Annotated in this window: 9 protein-coding genes; 5 read left to right on the forward strand and 4 right to left on the reverse strand. The window is 71.1% G+C overall.

The window, feature by feature from the left end:
• The first annotated feature begins 159 nt into the window (after positions 1-159).
• From WMF22_RS30790 to WMF22_RS30805, 4 genes are all read left to right on the forward strand, one after another.
• The gene (locus WMF22_RS30790) at positions 160-1,125 is read left to right on the forward strand and encodes an NADP-dependent oxidoreductase (RefSeq protein WP_437293574.1); all 966 of its coding nucleotides are present in this window, start codon (positions 160-162) and stop codon (positions 1,123-1,125) included.
• A 141-nt stretch (positions 1,126-1,266) separates the two neighbouring features.
• Positions 1,267-1,884 carry a TetR/AcrR family transcriptional regulator gene (locus WMF22_RS30795; protein WP_437293575.1) on the forward strand — a complete coding sequence of 206 codons (618 nt, stop codon included), beginning with the start codon at positions 1,267-1,269 and terminating at the stop codon, positions 1,882-1,884.
• Positions 1,878-3,611: an ABC transporter ATP-binding protein gene (locus WMF22_RS30800; protein WP_437293576.1), complete on the forward strand. Its 1,734-nt coding sequence runs from the start codon at positions 1,878-1,880 to the stop codon at positions 3,609-3,611. The genes WMF22_RS30795 and WMF22_RS30800 overlap by 7 nt, the downstream gene beginning before the upstream one ends.
• 77 nt (positions 3,612-3,688) lie before the next feature.
• On the forward strand, positions 3,689-5,599 hold the full coding sequence (locus WMF22_RS30805) for an ABC transporter ATP-binding protein (protein ID WP_438037296.1): 1,911 nt from the start codon (positions 3,689-3,691) through the stop codon (positions 5,597-5,599).
• A 48-nt stretch (positions 5,600-5,647) separates the two neighbouring features.
• Here the strand turns inward: WMF22_RS30805 and WMF22_RS30810 are convergent, their stop codons facing one another.
• The 3 genes from WMF22_RS30810 to WMF22_RS30820 form a co-directional block, all read right to left on the reverse strand.
• The gene (locus WMF22_RS30810; RefSeq protein ID WP_437293577.1) at positions 5,648-6,811 is read right to left on the reverse strand and encodes a pyridoxal phosphate-dependent aminotransferase; all 1,164 of its coding nucleotides are present in this window, start codon (positions 6,809-6,811) and stop codon (positions 5,648-5,650) included.
• Positions 6,812-6,989: 178 nt separating this feature from the next.
• Positions 6,990-9,044, reverse strand: a complete 2,055-nt coding sequence (locus tag WMF22_RS30815) for a sodium-translocating pyrophosphatase (protein ID WP_438032097.1) — start codon at positions 9,042-9,044, stop codon at positions 6,990-6,992.
• A 301-nt stretch (positions 9,045-9,345) separates the two neighbouring features.
• Entirely contained in the window at positions 9,346-9,492 is a 147-nt protein-coding gene (locus WMF22_RS30820) for a DUF1810 family protein (protein ID WP_438037297.1), read from the reverse strand.
• 240 nt (positions 9,493-9,732) lie between these two features.
• On the opposite strand from WMF22_RS30820, the gene WMF22_RS30825 reads away from it, so the two are divergent.
• Entirely contained in the window at positions 9,733-11,322 is a 1,590-nt protein-coding gene (locus WMF22_RS30825; RefSeq protein WP_437293580.1) for a DUF1552 domain-containing protein, read from the forward strand.
• Between the two features lie 14 nt (positions 11,323-11,336).
• Here the strand turns inward: WMF22_RS30825 and WMF22_RS30830 are convergent, their stop codons facing one another.
• Positions 11,337-12,017 carry a hypothetical protein gene (locus tag WMF22_RS30830; protein WP_437293581.1) on the reverse strand — a complete coding sequence of 227 codons (681 nt, stop codon included), beginning with the start codon at positions 12,015-12,017 and terminating at the stop codon, positions 11,337-11,339.
• Positions 12,018-12,506 lie beyond the last annotated feature (489 nt).

A 12,506-nucleotide genomic window follows, 5' to 3' on the forward strand; every position in this document is an offset into this window, starting at 1 on the left:
GGCGGACGCGGTCCTGGCCGCTGGACCTGCAGCTCGAGGCTGGCGTTCGCCTCATCGACATGCGGCCAGAGCCTGCTCTGTCCTGGGCACGCCCGTTCACGTCTGCCCTTGCGACCTCTTCCGCCGGCGCGCTCCCTCGACGCCCGCGAGGTCCGCACCATGTTCACGACGATGCTCCCCAGCTCGACCGACGCCGCCCGGGTCCACCGGTTCGGCGGCCCCGAGGTCATCACCATCGACGAGGTGCCGGTCCCGCTGCCCGGCCCGGGCCAGGTGCTGGTCCGCGTCGCGGCGGCCGGGGTCGGGCCGTGGGACGCCTGGATTCGTGCGGGCAAGAGCGTGCTGCCCCAGCCGTTGCCGCTGACGCTCGGCTCGGACCTCGCGGGCACCGTGGCCGCGGTGGGCCCCGAGGTGACTGGCCTCGCGCCGGGCGCGGCGGTCTTTGGCGTCGCCAACAAGCGCTTCACAGGCGCACACGCGGACTATGCCGTGGCGCAGGCGTGCATGGTGACGCGCAAGCCCCTCCGGTTCTCCGACGTGCAGGCCGCCTCCGTGCCGGTCATCGCGGTCACGGCGTGGCAGGCGCTGTTCGATCGGGCCCAGCTCGAAGCCGGACAGACCGTGCTGGTGCACGGTGCGGCCGGCAGCGTCGGCACGTACGCGGTGCAGCTCGCGCGCCGGGCCGGCGCCCGTGTGATCGCGACGGCCTCGGCCAAGGATCGCGACTTCGTCCGCAGCCTCGGCGCGGACGTCGTCGCGGACTACCGGAGCGAGCGCTTCGAGGATGCCGCCAGGGACGTCGATGCCGTCATCGACCTCGTCGGTGGCGACACGCAGGCGCGGTCCTTCGCCGTGCTCAAGCCACGTGGCGCCCTGGTCTCGGCGGTGTCGGCCCCTGATCGGGAGGAGGCCGCCCGTCGCGGCGTGCGGGCGAGCTTCTTCCTCGTCGACGTCACGACGGCCCACCTCGACCGCATCGCCGCCCTGCTCGACGCGGGCGAGCTCTCGGTCGACATCGGCGCCGTGCTGCCGCTCGCCGAGGTCCGCAGCGCGCACGAGATGCTCGAGGGCGCTCGCCCCCGCCCGCGCGGCAAGATCGTCCTGGCCATGGCCCCTGCTCGCTGAGGTCGTCCGAGAGCAGCGCTCCCCGGGCGCGTCCGACCAGGGGCCGTTGTGCCCCGGCGCAGGCCCAACCGGCCGCCTTCAGACCGAGTGAGTGAGCGCTCACTCTTGACGAGTGAGCGCTCACTCCGGTACACGGGACGCATGGCACCCCCAAGCCGGCGAGCTCCTCCCCTGCGTCCGGAGGAGCGTCGCGCGAGCATCATCGCGGCGACCATCCCGCTGCTGCGCCTGCACGGCCGCGAGGTAACGACGGCGCAGATCGCGATGGCCGCCGGCACCGCGGAAGGGACGCTGTTCCGCGTGTTCCCCGACAAGGAGTCGCTGATCCAGGCCGCGATCGCGGCCCTGTTCGATCCGGCGCCGACGCTGCGAGAGCTGGAGCGCATCGATCTCGCGGCGCCGCTGCGCGAGCGCCTGATCCAGGCGGTCGAGGTCCTGCAGCGCCGCGTCGAGGGCATCTGGCAGCTCATCTCGATGCTCGGCATGACGATGCCGCCGCCCGTGCGCCCCGGGTCCGATTGCGCCCAGGCGCCGCGCCACGATGAGCAGGTTCACGTGCAGATCGAGCGCCTGTTCGAGGCGTCGCGCGACGAGCTGCGCTGCGATCCGGCGTATGCGGCGCGGCTCGTCCGCATGATGACGTTCGCGGGCACGCACCCGCGGCTCACCGACGGCATGCCCCTGACCGCCGCGGAGGTCGTGGCGGTCCTGCTCGACGGTATCCGCCGCCGCTCCGAGGAGGAGGAGGAGCCTTGCTGAGGCAGCTGTTGCGCCGCTTCCTGCGCCCACAGGCGCGCTTGCTGGCGCTCGTCGTCGCGCTCCAGCTCGTGGCGACGCTCGCTTCGCTGTACCTGCCGAGCCTGAACGCCGACATCATCGACCAGGGCATCGCGCTCGGTGACACGCAGCGGATCCTGGAGCTCGGCGCGATCATGCTCGCGATCACCGGCGTCCAGATCGTGGGTTCGGTCGCCGCGAACTACGCCGGCGCGCGCGTCGCGATGAGCTTCGGCCGCGACCTGCGCGCGGCGGTGTTCCACCGCGTCGGCGAGTTCTCCGCGCGCGAGCTGTCGCGGTTCGGGGCGCCGTCGCTCATCACGCGCACGACCAACGACGTCCAGCAGGTGCAGATGGTGGTGATGATGGGCTGTACGATGCTCGTCCTCGCGCCGATCATGTGCGTCGGCGGCGTCGTGATGGCGCTGCGCGAGGACGGGTCGCTCGCCTGGCTGCTCGCGATCGCGGTGCCCCTGCTCGCGGGCGCCGTCGTCGCGATCATGTCGCGGATGGTGCCGCAGTTCCGGCGGATGCAGCCCCTCATCGACACGGTGAACCGCGTGCTGCGCGAGCAGATCACCGGCGTGCGCGTGATCCGCGCCTTCGTGCGCGAGCGCGCCGAGGCGGCGCGCTTCGAGCGCGCGAACGGCGACCTCACCGAGACCGCGCTGCGCATCGGGCGCCTGCAAGCGCTGATGTTCCCGACCGTGATGTTCGTCTTCAACGCTTCGAGCGTCGCCGTCCTGTGGTTCGGCGCGCGCCAGATCGCGGACGGCACGCTCGCGATCGGCTCGATGACGGCGTTCCTCGCCTACCTGGTGCAGATCCTGATGGCCGTGATGATGGTGACGTTCATGGCCGTCATGCTGCCGCGCGCGGCCGCGTGCTCGGAGCGCATCGTCGAGGTGCTGGACACCGAGCCGTCCGTGCGCGCTCCCGACCAGCCCGTGACGCTCGTCGAGCCGACCGGCGTCGTCGAGCTGCGAGACGTCGAGTACCGCTACCCGGGCGCCGAGCTGCCCGTCCTGCGCGGCATCTCGTTCGTGGCGCGCCCCGGGCAGGTCACCGCGATCATCGGCAGCACCGGCTCGGGCAAGACCACGCTGCTCGACCTGATCGCGCGGCTCATCGATCCGACGAGGGGCGAGGTCCGGCTCGACGGCGTCGACGCGCGCATGCTCTCCCTCGACGCGGTGTGGTCGTGCATCGGGCTCGTGCCGCAGCGGGCCTTCCTGTTCTCCGGCACGGTGGCCTCGAACCTGCGCTACGGCGACCCCGCGGCGACCGACGAGCAGCTCTGGGCGGCGCTCGCCGCCGCCCAGGCGCGCGACTTCGTCGAGGCGATGCCGCGAGGGCTCGACACGCCGATCGGGCAGGGCGGCACGAACGTCTCCGGCGGCCAGCGCCAGCGGCTGTCGATCGCCCGCGCCCTGCTGCGCCGGCCGCGCGTGTTCCTGTTCGACGACGCCTTCTCCGCGCTCGACGTCGCGACCGAGGCCCGGCTGCGGGCCGCGCTCGCCGAGCGCACGCGCGCCGCCGCGGTGATCGTCGTCGCGCAGCGCGTGTCGAGCATCGTCGACGCCGACCAGATCCTCGTGCTCGACGACGGCGAGATCGTCGGCCAGGGCAAGCATGGCGAGCTGCTCGCGTCGTGCCCGACGTACGCCGAGATCGTGGCCTCGCAGCGCGACGCGGCGGTGGCCGCGTGAGCGCGCGTCACGCGGGTCCCCCGCCCGCCGCCCCCGCGGGGGCGCGCTCCCCGGTCCTGCCGCGCGGCCCCTTCGGCATGGGCGCCGCGCCGCCGCAGAAGGCGAAGCAGTTCGCCCCCTCCGCGCGGCGCCTCCTCGGCCGCCTCGCCCCCGAGCGCGCGCGCCTCGCGGTCGTGCTCGCTTGCTCGCTGCTCAGCGTGGGGCTCGGCCTGGCCGGTCCGAAGCTGCTCGGCCGCGCGACGGACATCATCTTCTCCGGCGTCATGGGCGCTCGCCTCCCGGCGGCCGCCACGAAGGCCGAGGCCGTCGCGGAGCTCCAGCGCTCCGGCCAGGCGCGGCTCGCCGAGCTCGTGGGCCACATGGACGTCGTTCCCGGCCGCGGCATCCAGCTCCGCGAGCTCGCCGAGCTGCTCCTGCTCGTGATGGCGCTCTACGCCGGCGCGTCGCTGTTCGCCTGGCTGCAGGGCCACCTGCTCAACGACGTCGTGCAGCGCACCGTGCGGCAGCTCCGCGCCGAGGCGCAGGACAAGCTCGCCCGCTTGCCGCTCGCCTACTTCGACGGCCGCCCGCACGGCGAGCTCTTGAGCCGCGTCACGAACGACATCGACAACCTCGCGCAGGGCCTGCAGCAGACGCTGACGCAGATCATGAACGGCGCGCTGACGCTCCTCGGCATCGTCGTCATGCTCGTCGTGATCTCGCCGGTGCTCGCGGTGATCACGCTCTTCACCGTGCCGCTCTCGGTGCTCACGACCGCGGCGGTCGCGAAGCGCGCGCAGGCGAAATTCGCCGCGCAGTGGGCGCAGGTCGGCGCGCTCAACGGCCAGATCGAGGAGGCGTTCACCGGCCACTCGCTCGTCAACGTGCTCGGGCGGCGCCGCGACGTCGAGGCGCGCTTCCAGTCCACGAACGAGGAGCTGTTCGAGACCAGCTTCCGCGCGCAGTTCATGTCCAGCACCATCATGCCGGCGGTCAATTTCGTCGGGAACCTGACCTACGTCGCGATCGCCGTCATCGGCGGCCTGCGCGTCGCGTCGGGCGCGATGCTGCTCGGCAGCGTGCAAGCGTTCATCCAGTACTCGCGCCAGTTCTCTCAGCAGCTCGGCCAGCTCGCGTCCGTCACCAACGTCCTGCAATCGGGTGTTGCCTCTGCAGAGCGGGTGTTCGAGCTGCTCGACGAACAGGGCCAGTCCCCCGACGCCACCCCGCCCGCGGCGCTGCCGAGGGTGAGCGGCGAGGTCCGGTTCGAGCACGTCACGTTCCGCTACAAGCCCGACGAGCCCCTCATCGAGGACCTCGACCTCACCATCAAGCCAGGCCAGACGGTCGCGATCGTCGGCCCGACGGGCGCCGGCAAGACAACGCTCGTGAACCTCTTGATGCGGTTTTACGAGCTCGACGGCGGTCGGATCCTGATCGACGGCGTCGACATCGCGCGCTTGCCGCGCCACGAGCTGCGCGCGAGGCTCGGTATCGTGCTGCAGGATACATGGCTGTTCTCTGGCACGATCCGCGACAATATCGCCTTCGGCAACGCGGCCGCGACCGAGGCTGATATCCAGGAGGCGGCGCGCGCGGCGCACGTCGACCGCTTCGTGCGCGCCCTGCCCGCCGGTTACGATACGGTGATCGACGAGGACTCGGGCAACCTGAGCGCCGGTGAGAAGCAGCTCATCACGATCGCCCGCGCGTTCCTCGCGAACCCGGCGATCCTGATCCTCGACGAGGCGACCTCCTCGGTCGACACCCGGACCGAGGTGCTCGTCCAGCGCGCGATGGCCGCCTTGCGGGCCCAGCGCACGAGCTTCGTCATCGCGCATCGTCTTTCGACGATCCGCGACGCCGACATGCTCCTCGTGATGAACGCGGGCCGCATCGTCGAGCGCGGCACGCACGCGGAGCTGCTCGCCGCGGGCGGCGACTACCACGCGTTGTACCAGACCCAGCTCGCCGGCAGCGGCGGAGGCGGCGCGCGACTCGCGGGCTAGCGCGCCGCCTCGTGAGCTCCCCGGGCACCTCCAGCGCCCGCCCGCCGCTCACCGCGCGCGCTGCCAGGCGACGATCCGCGTCACCGCCTCGTCGACCTGCTCGACCGGAGCCGCGAAGGACAGCCGGACGTACCGCGCGCCGCCTTCGCCATCGAAGTCCGTGCCCGGCGTGAGCGCCACGCCCGTGTCGGCGAGCAGCCGCTCGCACCACGCGACCGAGTCGTCCGTGCCGACGTCGGCATACAGGTAGAAGGCGCCGTCAGGCGGGGCGACCTTCCAGCCGAGCTCGGGCAGCCGCCGCAGCAGCAGGTCGCGCGCGGCCGCGTAGCCCTCCACCAGCCGGTCGGCCTCGGCGTACGCCTCCGGGGTCAGGGCCGCGAGCGCCGCGTGCTGCGCCAGGGCGGGCGGGCACAGCGCGAGGTTGCCCGCCAGCGCGTCGACCGTCGGCACGAGCTCCGGCGGCAGCACGAGCCACCCCAGGCGCCAGCCCGTCATGGCCCAGTACTTCGAGAAGCTCGACACGACGACCGCGCCCGCGTCGACGTGCCGCGCCGCCGTCGCCTGGCGCCCGGCCCACGGGCCGTACGTGAGGCCGTGATAGATCTCGTCGCTCACCAGGCGGACGCCGCGCTCCGCGCACCAGCGCGCCATCGCGTCGAGCTCCGCGGCGTCGACCATCGTGCCCGTCGGGTTCGCCGGGCTCGCCAGGACCACGCCGTCGAGCTTTGCGCCGTCGCACGCGGCCCTGAGCTGCGACGTCGTCAGCTGGAAGCGGCTCTCCGGGCCGCACGGAAGCTCGACCACCTCGACCCCGAGGGAGCGAAGGATGTTCCGGTACGCCGGGTAGCCCGGGCGAGCGAGCGCCACGCGGTCACCCGCCTCGAACGCCGCGAGGAACGCGAGCAGGAACCCGCCCGACGACCCCGTGGTGAGGGCGACGCGCGACGGGTCGACGTCCACGCCGTACCAGCGGCCGTAGTGCTCCGCGAGCGCGCGGCGCAGCGCCGGGATGCCGAGCGCCTCGGTGTACCCGAGGTCGCCCTCCGCGAGCAGCGCGGCCGCCCGCGCGCGCACGGCGGCGGGCGCCCCCGAGCCCGGCTGGCCCGCGCACAGGCTGATGACCGGCTCCCCCGCCGCGCGCCGCGCGTTGGCGGCGGCGAGCACCTCCATGACCGCGAACGGCGGCACCTGCGAGCGGCGGCTGATCCTCACCCGGCCATCCTTCTCCCCCGCCGAAGACAGGCCATTTACAGCACGGTAGCGCCGCTGTCAGCAGAGGAAAATCCGACGGCCGAGGCGGGACGAGAGCCGTGCGTGAAGCCACAAAAGCGAGAACGCGGCCGGTGAGGGCCGCGTTCTCGCTCGTTGTTCGCAGCGACGGCGCGTCCGCTCAGGCGATGAGCGGGGCGATGAGGAGCGACACGACGCCCATCACCTTGATGAGGATCGAGATGCCGGGGCCCGACGTGTCCTTGAAGGGATCGCCCACGGTGTCGCCGACGACGGCGGCCTTGTGGGCGTCGGAGCCCTTCGCGTGGCCGTCGAGGCCGCCCTTCTCGATGTGCTTCTTGGCGTTGTCCCAGGCGCCGCCGCCGTTCGCCATCATCAGCGAGAGCACCGCGCCGACGACGAGCGCGCCGGCCAGCGTGCCCGCGAGGACCTCGGGGCCGGCCACGAAGCCGACGACGACCGGCGCGAGCACCGCGATGGCGCCGGGCGCGATCATCTCGCGGATGGCGGCCGACGTGGCGATGTCGACGATGACCTTCGGCTGCGGGTCGACGCCCGGCTTGCCCTCGAGCAGGCCGGGGATCTCGCGGAACTGACGGCGGATCTCCTCGACGATCGCGCCGGCCGCGCGGCCGACGGCGGTCATCGTGAGCGCGCCGACGAGGCACGGGAGCAGCGCGCCGAAGAGCAGCCCCATGAGGACCTTGGCGTCGGTCAGGTACAGCACGAGCTCCGGGAGCCCCTTCGCGCGGCGGACCGCGTCGACCTCCATGTTGAAGGCGGCGAACAGCGCGACGACGGTGAGCACCGCCGAGCCGATCGCGAAGCCCTTGCCGACGGCCGCGGTGGTGTTGCCGACCGCGTCGAGCTCGTCGGTGATCGCGCGGACCTCCTTGCCGAGGCCGGCCATCTCGGAGATGCCGCCGCCGTTGTCGGCGATCGGGCCGTACGCGTCGACGGTCATGACGATCGCGGTGCCCGCGAGCATGCCGACCGCGGCGAGCGCGATGCCGTAGAGGCCGAGGTAGTGGTTCGAGATCCAGCCCACGGCGACGAGGGTCATGAGGGGGATCGCGACGCTCTCGAGGCCGACCGCGATGCCGCGGATGACGTTGGTGCCGGGGCCGGTGAGCGAGCTCTGGGCCACCTTGTGGATGGGGCCCATCGACGTGTAGTAGTCGGTCACGAGGCCGACGATGGCGCCGCCCGCGGCGCCGGCCGCGAGGGTGATGACGGTGCCGGAGCTGAAGCCGAGCCCCGGGAGGACGCCGGCCGCCGCGAGCACGACGAGGAACGGCGGGACGATGAGCGCGAGGCGCAGCACCCGGGCCGGCGGCAGGTTCTTGAGCGCGCGCGTGATGAAGATGCCGACGACCGAGACCGCGAGGCCGATCGTCGCGAGCAGCAGCGGCAGCGACACCGCCATCGCGCGGAGCTCCTGCTCGCTCACCGACGGCGCGAGCTGCTGCAGCTTGGCGATCGGCAGCGTGAGGCCGAGCGCGATCGCCGCGACGACCGCGGCCACGTAGCTCTCGTAGATGTCGGCGCCCATGCCCGCGATGTCGCCGACGTTGTCGCCCACGTTGTCGGCGATGACGCCCGGGTTGCGGGGGTCGTCCTCGGGGATGTTCGCCTCGACCTTGCCGACGATGTCGGCGCCGACGTCGGCGGCCTTCGTGTAGATGCCGCCGCCGATGCGGGCGAAGAGCGCGATCGAGCTCGCGCCGACGGCGAACGAGTGGACGATCGTCGCGAGGTGCTCGTGGCTGCGGAACAGGGCGTAGATGCCGCCCAGGCCGATGAGGCCGAGCCCCGCGACGCAGAGGCCCATGACGGCGCCGCCGTCGAGCGCGGTGACGAGCGCGGTGGGCTTGCCGTGCGCGCGCGCGGCCTCGGCCGTGCGAACGTTGGCGTACGTCGCGGCCTTCATGCCGAAGAAGCCGGCGATGAGCGACAGGAACGCGCCGGCGGCGAAGGCGCCCGCGGACAGGAGCCCGAGCGTCGCGGCCAGGAGCGCGAAGACGGCGGCGGCATAGACGGCGAGCACCTTGTACTCGCGCGCGAGGAAGGCCATCGCCCCCTCGCGGACGTAGCGCGCGATGCGCGCCATCGTCTCGTTGCCTTCAGGGGCCTTCTTGACACGCACGTAGAACGTGCGTGCGACCATGAGCGCGACGGCGCCCGTTACGAGCGACTGGTACGACAATGCATCCACGGGTGATGGTCCTCTCGCCCGCCCCCGGCCGGAGCGAGCGCCGGCTCACTCGTCCGTCCACGACGGCGGATCAAGTAGGAAATTGCGTTGCCTCGGTTCCAAGCGGCCGCCCAGGGCGAAATCTGGAGCTGGCGGCAGGAAAGGTGGCGTCCGCAACGTCGGTCGTGCTGTTCCCGCGCGGGCCGACAGCAACCGTGACATCGAAATGTTACAGGCAAGGAGGGCGCACGCGACGCGGACGAGCGCGTCGACGATCCACCCACGGGGGGCGCTCCAGCGGCGCGGCCGGCGACGGCCGGCGCTACTCGAGCAGCGCGAGCGTCCGCGGATCGGGCTCGCCGCCGCAGTACTTGTCGAGGGCCGCGAGGAACGCCCCCTCGCCGGGGGCCGCGCGGGAGAACAGGGTCATCGACGAGCAAAACTTCATGTCATCGGCGCTATCGAAGATGTCGAGAGTGGCATTCGGCCGGTCCGCTCACACCGGCGTTCCACTCGTGTTGCCACTCTGCCGCATGGCTGTGCCGCGCGGGCGAAATCTCCGTTTGATGCACCTCGCGCATGGAGCTCTACTTGGCGCGGGGAGCATGCGAGCCTCACGGCAGCGCTCGCACATCGGGACGACGACGTTCCTCACCACGAGGCGATTCGCGGTCCCCCTGCGATCAGCACCCGAAAAGGAAATCCGCCCATGGCGAAGACTTTGACCCGAAGATTGTTCCTCCGAGGCCTGGGTGGAGCCGTCGTCGCCGCGCCGTTCTTGAGCTCCATCGCGGGGCGCACCGCGAATGCGCAGGCGGGCGGCGCCGGGGCGCCGAAGCGGCTGATCGTGCTCTTCACGCACTATGGCTGCCTGACGAACCGGTGGTTCCCCGAGAAGGCCCATGGCCCCCTGACCGCCGCCGATTACGAGGCGACGACGCTCAAGCACCTCGCCCCCTTCGCGGCCAAGCTCCTCGTGCCCCGCGGCATCCGCGCGATGAACGAGTGGAGCTTCGAGCGAACCCACGGCCAGGACGAAGATCCCCACAGCCAGGTCATGGGCTCGTATTTCACCTGTCACCCGGTGACGCCCCAGAACCCCAGGTTCGACGCCAAATCAACCGGTCGATCGCTCGACCACATCTGTGCGGATCAGGTCAACCCCGGCGGCGCGGCTCCCCTCGTGATGCACATCGGCGGGACGAGATCCGACGGCAAATCGAATTTCTCGTACTCCGCGCCCGAGGAGGTGTTCCCGGGCGTCGGGTCTCCGGCGGCGATCTTCAACAACCTGACGAGCCTCTTCGATCGCGGGTCCATGTCGCCGGACACGTACGAGGTGGCCCGCGGCAAGAGCGTCATCGACGTCGTGCGAGACGACCTGGCGACCCTCCAGCGGTTCGACATGAGCCGGTCGGACAGGCGAAAGCTCTCCGATTGGATGGATCTCCTCCACGAGACGTCGGGCGCGGTCACGGCCCAGTGCAGCGAAGCCACCGCGACGGCGCTCGGCCTGACGAGCCAGTCCGTGCAGGCGTCGCAAGGCGGCATCAATCGCGACCTGTCGAGATCGACGAACGTCATGATGGACCTCGCGGTCCTCTCGGCCCTCTGCGACCAGAGCCGCGTCATCTTCATGAAGTTCCCCGGGACCACGGTCTTCAAGTGGGATGGCATCGATCACACGATAGAGTCCCATGGCCTCTCCCACCGGATCGGCAACGCCAGCATGGGCGGGACGTGCGTCCCTGGCGTGCTCGAGATGATCCATGAGATCGACGACTGGTACGCGAAGAAGTTCGCCTACCTCGTCGGTCGGCTCGACAGCCTGGAGGAGGGCGACGTGAAGCTCCTCGACAACACCGCGACCGTCTGGTTCCAGGAATGCTCGGACGGCAACAGCCACAACCTCAACAACCTTCCGATCCTCCAGGCGGGGAGCTGTGGAGGCTACTTCAAGGTGGGTCAGGCCGTGAACGTGGAAGGCGGCAGGGCGGACCTGACCCGCGGCAACAGCGAGAGAGCTTGCGGCCCCGGCCAGACGGAGCTCGCCTACAGCGAAGTGGACGCCACCGGGACCCCGCCGGACATCGCCACGCAGCCGATCAACAAGTACTTCTGCGGCTTGATGAACGCCATCGGCGTGAAGGCCGGCCCGGACGGCTTCCCGGCGGTCGGTGGCACGAACGAGGTGACTCACTTCGGCAAGTACGACGACACCACGCTCTTCGCCGACGCAAACAATCCAGCGGTGATCAAGGACCCGGGCGAATTCAAGGCGCTTCGCGCGAACAGCTGAGCGTCGCGCGCGGGTTACAGGCCCGTGTGTGTCCCCGTGATCCAGACGGTCGCGTGGGAGCCGTCGGGCTGCGTGGCCCAGGTGCGGACGCGGTACTTGCTCGTGGCGACCTGCTGCGCGGTCCCGTAGTTCTCGTGGAAGTAGACGAACGCCGGCGTCGAGCAGTGCCCGCGGCCGGTCAGCGGGTTGTCCCAGAGCCACGTGCCCGCCTGCTCCTTGTACGTGAGCTGCACGAACTGGCTCGTGGCGGCGTCCCAGCGCTGCACGCGCGTGGCCATCTTGGTGTTCGCGCAGTCGCTCATCGCCTGTGACGCGTCGCTCCACGAGGTGGACGAGGAGTCCCAGAAGGTAGGCTGCACGTCGAAGCGGTATGTCTCCGGGGTCTGGTGCTGATAATAGCCGGGCACGGGGAAATCCACGATCGTCGTCGCCCGATCCTGCCCGATGTCCGGACAGATGCCGTCGATCCACTGGTAGGCGCGGACGTAGTTTGCGCTCGCTCCGATCGCGGTGAGCTGCGGGCTGGTGAAGTTCGGGTCGGTCCCCATCGCGCAGGGGTCAGGGTTTCCTCCGAGCGCCTCGGCGCTCTCCGCTATGTCTTCCTCGTCGAAGCTGCCGTCATCCGCCGCCACGCAGCCCGTGACCGTCGAGAAGGTGATGAGACCGAGACCGAGATGATACGCAGCAATCTTCATGGTGTGACTCCCCTTGGTATGCCGGCCGCTCGGGCCGCCCCGCCCCCGCAACCAGCCAGAGAGCAGGGAGCGTGCCTACGACGATCCCCTGAGCGCTCCTGTGCCCTCGATGGCCTCGCAGCGCAGGAGCGCGACGCAGGTCGTGGGGCCAGACCGCCGCTCGACCCGGCGATGGAGGCGACAGCCTCCTCCATCGGCAGGGCGATGGAGGCTCGCGCCTCCACCTCGGCCCGCGAGCTGCTTGAAGCCCAGCGGCGCCGCGCTCGGCGAGCGCGGCAGTGGCCGTTCGCCGTTCGCGGACCGCGGACCGCGGACCGCGGCGAGCGGATTTTCAGCCATCTACGTCTGCAGCCGCTCAGCGCCCGTGGCGCCTCTCCCTGGACCGGCGTGCGTTCAGGTCGACGGCGGACTCGCAATGCCAGGCCATCATGGAGTTGAAATGATCGAGAGGATGGCAACATCGATCGCTCCACGGAGACCATGGCCTGC

Origin of the sequence: Sorangium sp. So ce204, from assembly GCF_051526795.1 — a bacterium.
Lineage (GTDB): Bacteria > Myxococcota_A > Polyangia > Polyangiales > Polyangiaceae > Sorangium > Sorangium cellulosum_B.

What these genes read in the sequence shown, in the direction of transcription:
- WMF22_RS30825 (WP_437293580.1), top strand. Translation starts at nt 9,733, where the DNA reads ATGGCGAAGACTTTGACCCGAAGATTGTTCCTCCGAGGCCTGGGTGGA.
- WMF22_RS30795 (WP_437293575.1), top strand. Translation starts at nt 1,267, where the DNA reads ATGGCACCCCCAAGCCGGCGAGCTCCTCCCCTGCGTCCGGAGGAGCGT.
- WMF22_RS30790 (WP_437293574.1), top strand. Translation starts at nt 160, where the DNA reads ATGTTCACGACGATGCTCCCCAGCTCGACCGACGCCGCCCGGGTCCAC.
- WMF22_RS30805 (WP_438037296.1), top strand. Translation starts at nt 3,689, where the DNA reads ATGGGCGCCGCGCCGCCGCAGAAGGCGAAGCAGTTCGCCCCCTCCGCG.
- WMF22_RS30830 (WP_437293581.1), bottom strand. Translation starts at nt 12,017, where the DNA reads ATGAAGATTGCTGCGTATCATCTCGGTCTCGGTCTCATCACCTTCTCG.